This is a genomic window from Xanthomonas sp. SS (assembly GCF_014236835.1).
Taxonomy (GTDB): domain Bacteria; phylum Pseudomonadota; class Gammaproteobacteria; order Xanthomonadales; family Xanthomonadaceae; genus Xanthomonas_A.
This window is the reverse complement of sequence record NZ_CP051190.1, coordinates 3925491-3940212: the sequence shown is the minus strand read 5'-3', so window position 1 is coordinate 3940212 and position 14722 is coordinate 3925491. Positions and strand designations below refer to the sequence as shown.

Below are 14722 nucleotides of genomic sequence, written 5' to 3'. Positions count from 1 at the left end.
GCGTCCGTGAACGCGGGCAGGGCCGCGTCTTCCCCGCTAAAATCGGGTTTTTCCGCAGGAACCGCCATGCGCACCCTATATCCCGAGATCGAACCGTTCGACAGCGGCATGCTGCCGGTGGACGCGCGCCACACGCTGTACTACGAACAGTGCGGCAACCCGCAGGGCAAGCCGGTGGTGCTGCTGCACGGCGGACCGGGCGGCGGCTGCAACGCCAAGATGCGTCGCTTCCACGATCCGGCCAAGTACCGCATCGTGCTGTTCGACCAGCGCGGCTCCGGCCGCTCCACACCGCATGCGGACCTGGTCGACAACACCACCTGGGATCTGGTGGCCGACATCGAGAGGCTGCGCGAAACGCTCGGCATCGAACGCTGGCAGGTGTTCGGCGGCAGCTGGGGCTCGACCCTGGCGCTGGCCTACGCGCAGAGCCATCCGTCGCGCGTCACCGAACTGGTGCTGCGCGGCATCTTCATGCTGCGCCGTTGGGAACTGGAGTGGTTCTACCAGGAAGGCGCCAGCCGCCTGTTTCCCGATGCCTGGGAGCACTACGTCGCCGCGATTCCGCCGGTGGAGCGCGCCGACCTGATCTCCGCGTTCCATCGCCGCCTCACCAGCGACGACCAGGCCACGCGCCTGGCCGCGGCGCGCGCGTGGAGCGTGTGGGAAGGCGCCACCAGCTTCCTGCACGTGGATGCGGATTTCGTCAGCGGCCACGAGGACGCGCAGTTCGCGCTGGCGTTCGCGCGCATCGAGAACCACTACTTCGTCAACGGCGGCTTCTTCGAGGTGGAAGACCAGTTGCTGCGCGACGTAGGCAGGATCGCCGACATCCCCGGAGTAATCGTGCAGGGCCGCTACGACGTGGTGTGCCCGCTGCAGAGCGCCTGGGAGCTGCACAAGGCCTGGCCGAAGGCGACGCTGCAGATCACCCCAAGCGCGGGCCATTCCGCGTTCGAGGTGGAGAACGTCGACGCCCTGGTGCGCGCCACCGACGCCTTCGCCTGAGGCTGGCATGCCGTGTGCCGCATTCGCGGCACACGGCATGCGGCAATGTCCGCACTGTCGGCCTGGATCGGGCCAGGTTGCGAGGCATCCGCCAGCGGCTTGCGCATGCGCGTTGCCGTTGTTGCCCGCGCCGGCGTCCGGTTCAACCCTTTCGTTTTGCCGCGTTTCCGCGGCGATACACGCGTTCGACCTCGAACACGCCGCCGCGCTGCGATTCGGCATGGCCTTCGGCGCGGATGTGCACCCGCAGGCTGTCCGCATCCTGCGCATCGGTGGTGTAGCGGTAGGACACGCGGATGCCGTTGCTGGTGCTGATTTCCACCAGCATGCCGTCGGGATTGTCGTGCAGCAGCGCCTGCACGCCGGGTGCGATCTGCACGCGTGCTCCGGACAGCGGCAGGATCAACACGTCGCTGCTGTCGGGGCGGCCGAACACCACCGATTCGCGGGTGCGGTACAGCAGGAGCGTGTCGGTCAACGGCGCGGCGAACTCCATCTCCGGACGCAGCATCTGCAGCGGACCGCTGGCGCGGCGTGCGCCGGATCCACCGCCGGGAGCACCGCCCGGCGGACCGCCTTCGCCGCCTGGACCGCCCGAGTCTTCGTGACCGCCGCCCGGACCTGCGCCGTCAGGCGCGGGTCCGCCAGCGGCCTTTTGCCGTGGCAGCGCGCGCTCGGCGGCCTTTTCGGCCTGCTTGGCGGCTTTCTTGTTGGCCTTGGCGTCGGCCTGCCATTGCGTCGGCGGGTCGGTGGCCACCTGTTGCGCGAACGCCGGGACCTGCAGCATCAGCACCAGCAGCAGAAGAGGGGACAGCGACGGCGAACGGGCACGGCAAGACTCCGACAGGCGACGAGGCCGACGATGCCGACGATGCTACGGCGCGGCGTTCGCGCGCTCTTGCCGTGGTGTGTCGCCGCCGGCCACGCAGCGCGCGCCGCTTCTTTTTCCCTGCGGGACCATGCTGCCTTTTCGGGGGAAGGTGCCCGGCGGGGGATGAAGGCGCGGGCGAAGTCCTGGCAGTTCGCTGCAGTCGGGACTGAAGTCCCTCCCACAACACGCCGGCCGGTTCATCGGCTGGCCCAATGTCCCTGAAAGGGCGGCCGGGATGGTTTCGGAGCGTGGGTCGCGACGGACGTTGCAAGTCCTGCCCATCGCGACCGATGCTCCGATCCCGCGCAAGTCACTGCGGGATGCGGCTGTGCCTGGGGCGAAATCGCCCTACAGGTACAGCCCCTCGGTCCGCAGCGCCGCGGCGCCGTTGCCGGCGACCCCCGCGGCGCTGGCAGGACGCGGATCCAGCCGCGCCTGGTCGGTCTCGTCGGTCCACACCACGAACGACTCCAGCGTGTTGTAGCCGAAGGTGTTGCTGATCGCCACGTCGGCGGCATCGCGGCCGCGCGCGATCAGCACCCGGCCGATGCGCGGCAGGTTGTGGCGCGCGTCGAAGGTGTACCACTGCCCGTCCAGGAACGCCTCGAACCAGCCGGAGAAATCCATCGGCGCCGCCGAGGCGGGCACGCCGATGTCGCCCAGGTAGCCGGTGCAGTAGCGCGCCGGGATGTTCATGCAGCGGCACAGCGCGATCGCCGAGTGGGCGAAGTCGCGGCACACGCCGCGGCCTTCCTGCAGCGCCTGCGCCGCGCTCTTGGTCGGCCGCGCATGTTCGTAGCCGAATTCGATCTGCGCATGCACGTAGTCGCAGATCGCCTGCACCCGCGCCCAGCCGGTCGGCGCGCTGCCGAACAGGTCCCAGGCCATGCCGCTGAGCAGGTCGGTCTCGCAGTAGCGGCTACCGAGCAGGTACATCAGGGTGTCGTCCGGCAGGTCCTGCACCGGGGTCTGCGGCGCGTCGTAGCGGTACTGGTCGGGCAGGCCGCTGTCGCGTACCACCGCGTCGGCACGCAGGGTCAGCACGCCGGCCGGTGCCAGCATGCGCGTGCAGCTGTTGCCGAACTGGTCGCGATAGCCGCGCAGCGGGATCGCCGGTTCGGTCTGCAGCGCGGTGGCCACGACGATGTCGGTGCGGCGGCTGTCGTGGATGTCGAGCATCGCCAGCACCGGGGTGGGCTGCAGGAAACGGTAGCGGATCTCGTAGCCGAGGCGGATGAGCATGGGGGCAGGGGGTCCGGTGCATGCAGCGAGGGGGCGTCCGAATGGACGGCGATGCACCGAGAGTGCGCAGCCTGCGCTCAGCCCGGTGTGAAGGCAGCTTGCAACCGATTCAGCATGCTGAGCAAGCGCTGCGCCCATTGCCGCTGTCCTGCGGGGTCGGCGATCAGGTCCTGGCGGATCTCCAGTTCCACGTGCGCCAGGCCGCGCGCCTCAGCGTGCACCGGGATCGCGTAGTCGGTGGCATCGCTGACCGAATACGGCTCATTGTCGCCGACCACCAGGCCCGGCTCGGCGCGCAATTCGGCCAGCAGCGCCTGCGCAAAGCGCGCATCGCGCTGGTACAGCACGCCGGCGTGCCAGGGCCGGGACGCGCCCGCCATCGACGGAGTGAAGCTGTGCATCGCGATCAGGATGGTGGCGATGCCTGCGTCGCGGCGCCGGTCCAGTTCCGCGGCGATACGCGCGTGGTAGGGCGCGAAGATCGCGCTGGCGCGCGCCGCGCGCGCGGCGGCGTCCAGGCCCTGGTTGCCCGGTACCACGGTGCCGTCGCTGACCTCGGCGATCGACCCCGGCGCCGACAGCGGCCGGTTGCAGTCGATCACCAGCCGCGAATAGGTCTGCACGATCGCGAACGCATCCAGCGCCTGCGCCAGTTCGGCGGTGACCCCGGCGATGCCGATGTCCCAGCCGATGTGCCGGTCCAGTTCGTGCTGCGGCAGGCCCAGGCCGGCCAGCGCCTGCGGCACCTGCTGCCCGGCGTGGTCGGCGATCAGCAGGTAGGGCGAACGGCCCTGCGCCTGGAGCACGCGGTAGGGCGGCGGATCGCCTGCGCCGAGCAGGGACGGCGCGGTGTCGGCGCGCGCAGTCCGGTCAGCCACGCGGGGTGCCGTCCAACTGGTGCTCGATCATCCACAGCCCGGCCCACAGCTTGGCGTCCAGCTCGTAGCCTTCGCCCATCTTCTGCACCAGCCAGGCCGCGGCGCGGGCGCGCGGCACCGTGTGCACGGTGATGTCCTCGCTGGCGTCGCCGCCGCCGTCGCCGACCTTGCGCAGGCCGCTGGCACGGACGAAGGCGACCTTCTCATTGCTGGCGCCGGAGGAGGTCGGGCCGATCATCAGCACCTCGGCGTGGTCGGCGGTCCAGCCGGTCTCTTCCTCCAGTTCGCGCACCGCCGACACTTCGATCGACTCGCCCGCGTCGATGTCGCCGACCAGCCCGGCCGGCATCTCGATGGTGCGCGCCTGTAGCGGCACGCGGAACTGTTCGACGAACAGCACCTCGTCGTCCGGGGTCACCGCGACGATGATCGCGGCCAGGCCGCCGGCGTGCACGCGTTCGGAATATTCCCAGGTGCCGCGCACCACCATGCGCTGGTATTTGCCTTCGTAGACGATGCGGGGCGGGGAATCGTGGCGGGTCATGGGTAGCGTTCGCTCGGTTCGGAAGAAGGAGGCGTGGCCGCGTCGACGCGCGGCTGACTGTACCGAAGTGTAGAGCCATCGGCATCGCGATGATGCGCGTGCGCTTGTGCTGTGACAGGATTTGGGAACGGTTGCCTGCGGGCGGTGCTTTTGGTTCGGGCGCTTTTTCGACGCCGCAACGTGCATCGCTTCGTTTGTCGCGGCTGAAGCCGCTCCTACAGGGGCACGGGCGATTGGCTAAGCGCTGCGCGCCGGTCGGCACGCTTGCCGCTTCTGCTGGCGCGAGACCGATTGGAATCGTTCTGCGAGTGTGTCATCCCGCGTCACGCCGACGCCTAGCCGACGGCGCCGTCCAGCCCGGCGGCCTGCAGCAACCGGCGCCGGGTCAGCGGGCCGAAGCGCAGCGCTTCGCACAGGCCGTGCAGCATGTCGGCGTCGGCCTGGCCGCGGGCGAAGCCGGGCGCGGCCGAATGCAGCGGCGCGTCCAGCGCGATGGTGGCCAGTTGCCGCCACAGCAGCGCGTGTTCGCGCTGCTCGCGCAGGCGCACCGCCATCTGCGCCGCGCCGCGCAGGCGCAGGAACGCCACTTCGTCGATCCGCGCCAGCAGCGTGTCCAGGTCGCCGAAATGCGCCAGCAGGATCGCCGCCGACTTGGCGCCGATGCCGGTGACGCCGGGAATGTTGTCGATCGCATCGCCGGTCAGCGCCAGGTAGTCGGCGATCTGGTGCGCGTGCACGCCGTGCCGCGCCTTGACCCCGGCCGTGCCCCAGCGCTGGCCGCGCGCGTAGTCCCACTGTTCGTCGAAGTCGAGCAGCAGCAGTTGCGACAGGTCCTTGTCGGCGGACACGATCACGCCATGGAAGCCTTCGCCGCGCATGCTGTGCAGGGCGCTGCCGATCAGGTCGTCGGCCTCGTAGTCGTGATGGGCGAGCACGCCCAGGCCGAGCGCCGCGCACAGCGCCTTGCAGTGCGCGAACTGGCGCCGCAGCGCATCCGGCGCCGGCGCGCGGTTGGCCTTGTAGGCCGGGTACAGGCGATTGCGGAAGCAGCTGTCCAGCGCTTCGTCGAAGGCGATCGCGATGTGCTGCGGGCGCTCGCGCTCGAGCAGGTCGAGCAGGAAGCGGGCGAAGCCGTGCACCGCGTTGGTCGGCCAGCCCTGCGCGTCCTGGAACTCGTCCGGGATCGAGTGCCAGGCGCGGAACACGTACAGGCTGGCATCGACCAGGTACAGCGGCCGCGTCGGCGCCGCTGCGTTCACGGCGTCCAATCGCTCAGCAGCTGCTGAGGATCCGGGCGCTCGCGCTCCGGCGCCTGCATGCGCGGCGTGCCGATATGGATGAAACCGGCGATGCGCTCGTTCTCGGCCAGGCCCAGCCGCGCCGCCACGGCATCGTCGTAGGCCATCCAGGCGGTCAGCCACTGCGCGCCGAAGCCGTAGGCCTGCGCCGCCTGCAGCAGCGCGAAGCAGACCGAGCCGGCGGTCAGCCATTGCTCGATCTCCGGCACTTTCGCCTCGCGCTGCAGCCGCGCGATCACCGCGATCGCCAGCGGCGCATGCGCGAAGCGGTCGCGATCCTTCTCTACCGCGGCGGGCGGGGCGCCCGGGTCGCGCTGCAGCGTGCGCTCGGCCAGGAAGTCGCCCAGCGCCAGGCGCGCCGGGCCGGCGATGCGCAGGAACCGGAACGGCACCAGCTTGCCGTGATCGGGCACGCGCACCGCCGAGCGCAGCATCGCCAGCAGGGTCGCCTCGTCGGGTCCCGGCTCGCCCAATTGCTTGGACGGCACCGAGCGGCGCTCATCCAGCGCTTGCAGCGAGTGAAGTGTGCGCATAGTCTCGATTCCGTGGGGCGGGCGCCGAATTATAGTCGCGTGCCCAAAAGCGGCAGCGGATGCCGCGGTTACACGGAGAGTCAAGCTTCATCCTCGATCTGCCGCTAACTTCCGAATTGACGTCGGTCTCACTTGCGCTTGCGTATCACACTGCCATGACAATCGCCGAATATGCCGAGGAGCTGCTGCCCAGCCGCAACTCGGACCTGCTCGACCAGGTCCGGGACGTGGTGTCGGTGCCGCTCGCCGAGGCATTCGGCGAGGTGCTGGACGTGCTCGCCGACGCGCTGTTCCGCATGGCCGAGCGTGCGGGGCCGACCCAGAACGACTATTTCGAGGCGATCCAGCTGCTGCGGCAGCAGCGCGAGCCGATCGCGGCGCGCTTCCGCGGCCATCTGGCGCAGGCCTGGCAGGCGCTGGAAGCCGGCCGCCCGCTGTCGGTTGAACGCACCCTGGCGCGCGAGCGCGGCGACCTGAGCCTGGTCTCCGAACAGGAACTGGACGTGCGCCTGGCGGTGCGCAACCTGGCCGGCGCGATCCAGCACCGCTGGCGCCCGGAACTGATGCGGCTCAACCGCTTCCTCGGCTTCATCGCCGGTGGCCAGCGCATCGATGCCGACAACAACCCGTTCGGTCCCGAGCATATCGGCGCGGCGGTGTATGCGGCGCTGCACGGGCTGGTGCTGGCGCCGCAGGTGCAACTGGCGATCGTCAAGGTCTGCGAGCAGGAACTGCAGGAGCGGGTCGGCGAGCTGTACGCGCGGCTGGAGCAGCGCCTGGATCAGGTCGCGCGGGCGCGTTCGCTGCCGATGGGGCGCACCCGCCGCCGCGCTATCCCGCGCAACGGCGCCAGCGGCGACGACGCGGCGCCGGACTGGATCAGCCGGTTCTTCGAGAGTTGGCATGCCGCCGTGCCGCTGTCGGCCGCGCAGCGCCGCGCGGCGCGCGTGCTGGACGCGCACGCCCGCGACGACCATGAGGTGCTGCCGCCGGCGCTGCGCGCCTTGCTGCACGAGGCGCAGCCGGTCGTGCCGGAACCCGCCGACGATGCGCGCCGCAGCCTGTCGCCGCGCGAACTGCTGTCTGTGCTGTCGCTGCTGCAGACCACGCCGCTGGCCGGCTTCGCCGCGATCGTCGAACACCGCGAACCGCTGGCGCAGGGGCTGCGCCGGCAGGTGGTGGCGATCGGCGCGTCGCTGGGGCTGGATCCGGCCAGCACGCGCCTGGAGCCGGCCGATGCGGACACGCTGGACCTGGTCGGCCTGCTGTTCGAGGTCATGCTCGACGAATGCGTGCTGCAGCCGGCGCAACGCGAACTGCTCGGGCAGATGCTGGTGCCGCTGGCCAAGGTGGCGCTGATCGACGGCCGCCTGTTCGTGCGCGACGGACATCCGGCGCGGCGCCTGCTCAACCTGCTGGCCGACGCCTGCGACGGCAATGCCGGCGACAGCGCGATCGAGCAGGTGCTGCTGGCGCAGGCGCAGGCGGTGGTGGAACGGGTGGTGAGCGATTTCGACGAGCACCTGGCGGTGTTTCTGACCCTGGAGGCGGAATTCGGCAGCGCCTACGAGCAGTACCGGCGCCGGGTGGAGATCGCCGAGCGCCGTGCGGCCGAACTGCAGCGCGCCGAGGAACGCCGCGACAAGGCGCGGCGCCTGGCCGCACAGGCCGTGGACGAACGCGTGCAGGGCGACGCGGACGGGACGGCCTTGCCGGCGCCGATCGAGACCTTCCTGCGTCAGCCGTGGTGCCAGTACCTGCAGCAGTCGGCGCTGCGCGACGACGGCCATGGTGCGGCGGTGAGCGCGGCGCTGGCGCTGGGCGACGCGGTGCTGACGCAATGCCGCCAGGCGCAGACCGGCGGCGGCGTGCCGGCGGGCGGCTGGCTGCAGCCGCAGCGCGCCGAACTGCTGCGGCTGTGGACCAGCGTCGGCCTGGATGCGGCCGCCGCCGAGGCCGCCTGGCTGGGCTTGCAGGCGGCCCTTGACGATGTGGCGCATGCGCGTCCGCTGCAGGCGCCGGCACCCGCGCCTGAGGTCGTCGCTGCCGAGACGCCGACGGCCGAGACCGTGCCGGCGTTGCCCGAGCCGGCGCAGGCGACCGATTTCGACCACACCACCGCCGAGTATTTCCGCACCCTGGCGATGGGGACCTGGCTGGATTTCGTCGATCGCGAAGGACGCGTGCAGCCGGGCAAGTTGTCCTGGGTCAGCCCGATCTCGTCGCGGCTGATGTTCGTCAACCGCCGCGGCGGCCGCCTGTGCGTCGCCTCGCCGGAGGCGCTGGCGATGATGGTGCAGTTGGATCGCCTGCGCCTGCATCGCGACGACGATGCGTTCTATAGCGCGATGCAGGGGGCGGTGGACCGGTTGGAGCGGGTCGCGGTCGCGGCCTGAACGCGCCGCGCCCCGGACGTTTGGCACGGTCTTGCAGGTGGCGTTACGCAAAGACCGCCTAGGATGACGGACGAGGTCACGTTCCGGAGCGTAAAATGTGTAGCGCGTCACGGTTGCTGTTCAGGTACCTTGCCTACCATGCAGAGGCGGAAACAGGGGCCGTGTCCGTTCGACTTCCTTTTACTCTTTTCCTAGCGCCGTTCCCGGCGCGGAGCCTTCGCGCATGAGTTTCAGCCCCAGCTCGCCGCACGCACATCCCGCGCGCGACCCGCATCTGCTGATGCAGGCGCGCGACGGCATGCTGCCGGTGCTGGGGCAAGCGTTCGCCGCCGCGCTGGCGCATTTCGACGATGTCCTGTTCGACCGTGCCGAGAGCGCCGGCTCCTCGCAGCTGCTGTTCCTGGACGGCATGCGCGAGCTGCGCCGCCGCCGCGACGAAATCGGCGTGCGCTTCCGTGCGCAGCTGGACCAGGCCTGGCAGGCGCTGGAAGCCGGCACGCCGCTGTCGGCCGAAGTGGCGCTGGCCGGCTACGGCCAGGGCCTGAGCCTGGTGTCCGAACACGAACTGGAATCGCGGCTGGCGGTGCGCAACCTGGCCAGCGTGCTGCTGCGCGAATGGAAACCGGTGCTCAGCCGCATCGACCGCCGCCTGGGCTGGATCGCCGGCGGCCTGGAACTGGACGCCGACACCAATCCGGTTGGTCCCGAACACATCGGCGTCGCGGTGCATGCCGCGTTCTCCACCAGTGATTTCGCGCCGGAAGTGCGGCTGGTGCTGATCAAGCTGTGCGAGCGCGACCTCACCGGCGGCATCGGCAAGCTCTACCAGGAACTGGACGACAGCCTGGCGCGCGCCGGGGTGATGCCGGAAATCTCGCGGCCACGCCCGCCGCCAGCGCCGCGGCGCGCGCCGCCGCCGGAAGAGCGCCAGGCCCGCGGCGACAACCCCGGATTCGGCGAGGACGGCGGCGCTGCCGGCGAGGCGGGCGAGTACGACGAGCAGTACGCGCCGGCCTGGGCCAGCCGTTTCGTCGACCGCTGGGCCGAGAGCCGCGGCCGCCTGCAGGCCACCGACGGCTACGCCGAGGCCGGCGCCAACCTGCCCGGCGGCAGCCAGGGCGTGTTGCTGGAGGCGCTGCACGAACTGTTGCAGCAGACCCGCAGCGTGCGCGAGAACGCCACATCCGCGGCCAGCGCCGCGGTCGGCCAGCAGCGCTCGTTGAGCCAGCGCGAGATGATCTCGGTGCTGTCGCTGCTGCAGGCCACGCCCAGCGCCACACTGCGCGCGGCGATCGGCGACGACGGCGAATCGCTGGCGCAGCGGCTGAAAAGCGAAGTGCTGTCCAACGCCACCCAGTTCGGCGTGGACCCGGCGCATGCGCGGCTGGATCCGGTCGACGAGGATGCGATCGATCTGGTCGGCATGCTGTTCGACGTGATGCTCGACGAGCGCGACCTGGAAGGGCGCTCGCGCGAACTGATCGGGCGCCTGGTGGTGCCGTTCGTCAAGGTCGCGCTGCTGGACCGGCGCATGTTCGTGCAGAAGACCCACCCGGCGCGGCGCCTGCTCAACTCGCTGGCCGAGGCCTGCGAAGGCAATACCGGCGAGAGTCCGGCCGAGCGCGTGCTGATGGGCAAGGTCGAGGAAATCATCGAGCGGCTGGTCGCCGAGTTCAACGAGAACCTGGCGATCTTCCTGACCCTGGAAGAGGAATTCCGCGATTTCCTGGCCCAGCACCGGCGCCGCATCGAGATTGCCGAGCGCCGCGCCGCCGAAACCCAGCGTGGCCAGGAAAAGCTGGAACTGGCCCGGCAGCGCGCCGAGGCCGAACTGCAGGTGCGCTTGCAGGGCCGGCAGCTGCCGCGCGCGCTGGACGACTTCCTGCGCCAGCCGTGGCAGCACCACCTGACCATGGCGGTGCTGCGCGAGGGCGAGGACGGCGCCGGCGTGCGCGATGCGCTGGCGCTGGCCGACGGCCTGCTCGAGGAAGCGGCCGAGGCGCAGCGGCACATCGTCGGCAAGCCCTGGCTGCAGGCCTGGCAGGGACCGTTGACCAAGGTCTTCGCCAGCGTGGGCCTGCATGCCGAGGCCGCCGCGTCGGCGATCAACGTGCTGCACGACACGCTGCAGGCGGTCGCCGAGCTGCGCCCGGAACTGGAGCGCCCGCTGCCGGAACTGCCGCAGGTGACGCTGCCGCAACCGCCGGTGCAGGAGGCGCAGCCGGTGGAGGTCACCGCCGCGGAGACGGTCGAGGATTACGACAACGCCGACGCCGACCGCTTCCGCGCGATGCCGATCGGCACCTGGCTGGATTTCATCGACCGCGACGGCAAGGTGCAGACCGGCAAGCTGTCGTGGGTCAGCCCGATCTCGGCGCGGCTGCTGTTCGTCAATCGCCGCGGTGTGCGCTTCTGCGTGGCCTCGCCGGAAGAACTGGCGGTGATGGTGCGGCTGGGCCGGCTGCGCAGCCATATCAACGACGGCGCCTTCGACAGCGCGATGCAGGGCGTCATCGACCGGCTCGACCCGCAGAACGCGACGCTGCACTGAGGGCCGTTGGCGCGAGGCGGATGGATCCTGCCTCGCCGCCTTCCCAGGCTCCGCGCGCGCTGCGCATGCCCTTGTAGGAGCGGCTTCAGCCGCAACCGGGCGTTCTGGGGAATGCTGTCGCGGCTGAAGCCGCTCCTGCAAATGCCGTCGACGAACCGTTCGCCCGGCGCTGCCATCGCCGCGCGGACCCTGTAGCATCGGCGCCGACTAGGGCGGGCAACGCACGGGGAATCGCATGGCAGTGCAGGTGCTGGTGGTGAAGGAGTCGGCGCACGGCGAACGCCGCGTGGCGGCGACGCCGGAGACGGTGAAGAAGCTGGTCGCGCTCGGCGCGCAGGTGCATGTCGAACCCGGTGCCGGCGTGTCCGCCGGCTTCGTCGATGCGGCCTATCTCGCGGCTGGCGCGCAGCTCGCCGATGCCGCGACCCCGGCGCAGGCCGATCTGGTGCTGTGCGTGCAGCCGCTGCCGGTCGTCGCGCTGAACCAGCTCAAGCCCGCCGCCGGCGTGGTCGGCATCCTGCAGCTGCAAGCCGATCCGGCGCGCGCCGAGGCGATGCAGGCGCGGCAATTGGTTGCCTTCCCGCTGGAACGGCTGCCGCGCACCACCCGCGCCCAGGCGATGGACGTGCTCAGCTCGCAGGCCGGCATGGCCGGCTACAAGGCCACCCTGATCGCCGCGCAGCTGGCGCCGCGCTTCTTCCCGATGCTGACCACCGCGGCAGGCACCATCCGCCCATCCAAGGTGCTGATCGTCGGCGCCGGCGTCGCCGGCCTGCAGGCCATCGCCACCGCCAAGCGCCTGGGCGCGCAGGTCGAAGGCTTCGACGTGCGCCCGGAGACACGCGAGCAGATCGAATCGCTGGGCGGCAAGTTCCTCGACCTGGGCGTCAGCGCGGCGGGCGAGGGCGGCTATGCGCGGCAGCTGACCGAGGAGGAGCGCGCCGAGCAGCAGCGGCGCCTGGCCGAGCACCTGAAAGGCATCGACGTGGTGGTCTGCACCGCCGCGGTGCCCGGGCGGCCGGCGCCGAAGATCCTCAGCGCGGCGATGGTCGAGGGCATGAAGCCGGGCAGCGTGGTGGTGGACCTGGCCGCCGAGACCGGCGGCAACTGCGAACTGACCCGCCCCGGCGAAACCATCGAGCACGCTGGCGTGGTCGTCGCCGGCCCGCTCGACCTGGCCAGCATGGGCGCGGTGCACGCCAGCGAGATGTATGCGCGCAACGTCTACAACTTCGTCGCGCTGTTCCTGAAGGACGGCGCGATCGCCTACGACTGGGACGACGAGTTGCTGACCAAGACGCGCTGGACTGGTTGATCGGTTGATCGGTTGATCGGTTGATCGGTTGATCGGTCGATCGGTGCTGTCGGCCGCGTGCCGGGCCTGGCACGGCGGTCGGCACCGCGGCGCGCGGATGCGAACGTTGCCGGTGGCTCCGAGCGTTTTCTCCCGACATTCGCCGCATCGTGCAGGCCCTAATGACCTAATGAGGCAACGGTGAGCCGCAAGTCGCAGGCGTCAGGCGACCTGCGGGAGCCAACTGTAGGAGCGACTTCAGTCGCGACGGGCATTGCCGATAGCGCCTGTCGCGAACGATGGCTCAGGAGCCACCGGCAATCGCTCCCGCCACTGCAAAATCTCCCCGGGGCAAAGCCCCTGAGCCTACATGCTCGCGCATCCCGACTCCGACGATGGCGCGATGCAGCCTGCTGTTCTATCGCGACGGATTCGATCGGCGGCCTGTGTCGCGATCGATTCTCCAGACCAACGCTCAGTCGCGGCGGCAGCCTTAGACAGCGATAAAAAAACCGCCGCCGCCTCGACACGCTTACAGGAGGACGGTCACCTGGAACCCGGCGCAAGTTTGGTCTCCGGGCTAGCATTGGCCTTGATCCAGGCGTCGCGCTGCTGCGGGGTCATCGTTTCCCAGCGATCGCGCAGCGCCTTGCGTTGCTCCGGCGGCAGCGCGCGCATGCGTTCGAACAGCACCCGCGCCTCTTCGCGCTGCTGCGGACTCATGTCTTCGTAGCGGCGTGCGCCCTTGCGCGCGCGTTCGCGCTGCTCCGGGGTCATGCTCTGCCAGCGCTGCGCGTGCTCGAACATCCTGCGCCGCTGTTGCGGAGAGTCGTTCCAGCGCTGGCGCATCGGCGCGATCAGCAGTTCGCGCTGCTGCGCGCTCAGGTGCTCCCAGTCCGGCAGCGGCGGACCCGCATCGGCGTCGGCATCCGACGGCGGTGGTGGCGGTGGCGGCGCGGCGAACGTCGCCAACGGGGTGGCGCCGGCCAGCAGGGCCAGCGCCAGGGACAGGCGGATCAGGCGCTTCATCGTGTTCATTCCATCGCCAGCGAAGTATCGGAACCCAGCCACAGGTACAGGTCGGGGTTTTCGTCGAGCAGGCCGGCCACGGCGTCGTCGCTGTCGCCTTGCGCGGCGCCGCTCGCCGACACCGCGGCCGTGGCGGGAACGCTGGCGACGCTCGCCGCCTGGACCGCGACCGGCAGCGCCGGGCGCAGCAGCAGATGCAGGCCGAAGGTCGCGCCGAGCAGGGCCGGCGCCGCCGCCAGCAGCCAGCCCCAGCGCCGCGCCGGCGCGGCGTGGGGGCGGCTGGCGGCGTGGCGCGCGGCGCGCAGTCGCGCCAGGGTCGGTGCCGGCAACGCCTGCAGCGAGGCCTGGTGCGCGCGGCGCATCTGCGCGTCGAACGCGGCCGAATGTGTGGTGTCGGGTTTCACCGGACGTCCTCCAGAAGTTTCTGCAACGCCTCGCGGGCGCGCGACAGATGGGTCTTGACCGAGCCTTCGGAGCAGCCCATCGCACGTGCGGTGGTGGCCACATCCAGCTCCTCGAGCACGCGCAGGGTGAAGGCCTCGCGCTGCCGCGCCGGCAGCGCGCGCAACGCCGTGACCAGCCGCGCATGCGTCTGCCGCTGCTCGTGGCGCTGCGCCGGCGTCGGGCCGTCGTCGGCCCAGTCCGGCTGGCTGTCCTCGCCGTGCTCGCTGGCCGGCGCCCAGAAACGCAGGCGGAAGCCGCGGCGGCGCTGCAGGTCGATGATGCGCCGGCGCAGGATGCTCCAGAACAGCGGGGTCCATTCCTGCGCCGGCCGCTCGCGGTAGGCGAGCAGCTTGATCATCGCGTCCTGCACCGCATCCAGCGCATCCTCGCGCTGGCGCAGGCCGGCCTCGGCGAAGCGGAACGCGCGCGGGCCGATCTCGGCCAGGAACGCGTTCAGCGACGCCGGCAGCGGACGCGTGGCGTCGTCGCGGTCGAGGTCGGTCGTCGGGGGGTCGAGGGCGGGCGTGCTCACCAGCACAGCTTAGCTTCCTGGCGCGGGGATACCGTGGAGAACGCATTGCCGCCGCCGCGGTTGACCTGGCGCCGGCCCGGTTCGCCGCCGCTTGCCGCCGCA

The 14722-nt window shown here is 70.8% G+C and carries 13 protein-coding genes; 4 read left to right on the top strand and 9 right to left on the bottom strand.

Features of this window, described 5'->3' with window-relative positions; genetic code table 11:
• Positions 1 to 66 precede the first annotated feature (66 nt).
• Entirely contained in the window at positions 67 to 1008 is a 942-nt protein-coding gene (gene pip, locus HEP74_RS16515) for a prolyl aminopeptidase (protein ID WP_185813780.1), read from the top strand.
• A gap of 142 nt (positions 1009 to 1150) precedes the next feature.
• On the opposite strand, the gene HEP74_RS16510 is transcribed toward pip, so the two are convergent.
• The 6 genes from HEP74_RS16510 to HEP74_RS16485 form a co-directional block, all read right to left on the bottom strand.
• Positions 1151 to 1795: a hypothetical protein gene (locus HEP74_RS16510; RefSeq protein ID WP_185813779.1), complete on the bottom strand. Its 645-nt coding sequence runs from the start codon at positions 1793 to 1795 to the stop codon at positions 1151 to 1153.
• 432 nt (positions 1796 to 2227) lie between these two features.
• Positions 2228 to 3121, bottom strand: a complete 894-nt coding sequence (locus tag HEP74_RS16505; RefSeq protein ID WP_185813778.1) for a transglutaminase-like domain-containing protein — start codon at positions 3119 to 3121, stop codon at positions 2228 to 2230.
• Between the two features lie 77 nt (positions 3122 to 3198).
• Positions 3199 to 3999: an N-formylglutamate amidohydrolase gene (locus HEP74_RS16500; protein WP_185813777.1), complete on the bottom strand. Its 801-nt coding sequence runs from the start codon at positions 3997 to 3999 to the stop codon at positions 3199 to 3201.
• On the bottom strand, positions 3992 to 4543 hold the full coding sequence (locus HEP74_RS16495; protein ID WP_179568176.1) for an NUDIX hydrolase: 552 nt from the start codon (positions 4541 to 4543) through the stop codon (positions 3992 to 3994). The genes HEP74_RS16500 and HEP74_RS16495 overlap by 8 nt, the downstream gene beginning before the upstream one ends.
• Before the next feature lie 335 nt (positions 4544 to 4878).
• Positions 4879 to 5802 (bottom strand): 5'-3' exonuclease, encoded by a 924-nt coding sequence (locus HEP74_RS16490; RefSeq protein ID WP_185813776.1) that lies wholly within the window; start codon positions 5800 to 5802, stop codon positions 4879 to 4881.
• The gene (locus tag HEP74_RS16485) at positions 5799 to 6374 is read right to left on the bottom strand and encodes a nitroreductase family protein (protein WP_185813775.1); all 576 of its coding nucleotides are present in this window, start codon (positions 6372 to 6374) and stop codon (positions 5799 to 5801) included. The genes HEP74_RS16490 and HEP74_RS16485 overlap by 4 nt, the downstream gene beginning before the upstream one ends.
• Before the next feature lie 155 nt (positions 6375 to 6529).
• On the opposite strand from HEP74_RS16485, the gene HEP74_RS16480 reads away from it, so the two are divergent.
• From HEP74_RS16480 to HEP74_RS16470, 3 genes are all read left to right on the top strand, one after another.
• The gene (locus tag HEP74_RS16480; RefSeq protein ID WP_185813774.1) at positions 6530 to 8770 is read left to right on the top strand and encodes a DUF1631 domain-containing protein; all 2241 of its coding nucleotides are present in this window, start codon (positions 6530 to 6532) and stop codon (positions 8768 to 8770) included.
• A 223-nt stretch (positions 8771 to 8993) separates the two neighbouring features.
• On the top strand, positions 8994 to 11321 hold the full coding sequence (gene pacR / locus HEP74_RS16475; RefSeq protein ID WP_185813773.1) for a PacR family protein: 2328 nt from the start codon (positions 8994 to 8996) through the stop codon (positions 11319 to 11321).
• Positions 11322 to 11556: 235 nt separating this feature from the next.
• A complete protein-coding gene (locus HEP74_RS16470; RefSeq protein WP_185813772.1) occupies positions 11557 to 12636 on the top strand; it encodes an NAD(P) transhydrogenase subunit alpha in 1080 nt (359 codons plus the stop codon).
• A 525-nt stretch (positions 12637 to 13161) separates the two neighbouring features.
• On the opposite strand, the gene HEP74_RS16465 is transcribed toward HEP74_RS16470, so the two are convergent.
• The 3 genes from HEP74_RS16465 to HEP74_RS16455 are packed head-to-tail and all read right to left on the bottom strand — an operon-like array spanning position 13162 to position 14626.
• Entirely contained in the window at positions 13162 to 13644 is a 483-nt protein-coding gene (locus tag HEP74_RS16465) for a DUF3106 domain-containing protein (protein WP_185813771.1), read from the bottom strand.
• Between the two features lie 5 nt (positions 13645 to 13649).
• Positions 13650 to 14006 carry a hypothetical protein gene (locus HEP74_RS16460; RefSeq protein ID WP_185816669.1) on the bottom strand — a complete coding sequence of 119 codons (357 nt, stop codon included), beginning with the start codon at positions 14004 to 14006 and terminating at the stop codon, positions 13650 to 13652.
• Positions 14007 to 14044: 38 nt separating this feature from the next.
• Positions 14045 to 14626 carry an RNA polymerase sigma factor gene (locus HEP74_RS16455; protein ID WP_185813770.1) on the bottom strand — a complete coding sequence of 194 codons (582 nt, stop codon included), beginning with the start codon at positions 14624 to 14626 and terminating at the stop codon, positions 14045 to 14047.
• Between the last annotated feature and the right edge of the window lie 96 nt (positions 14627 to 14722).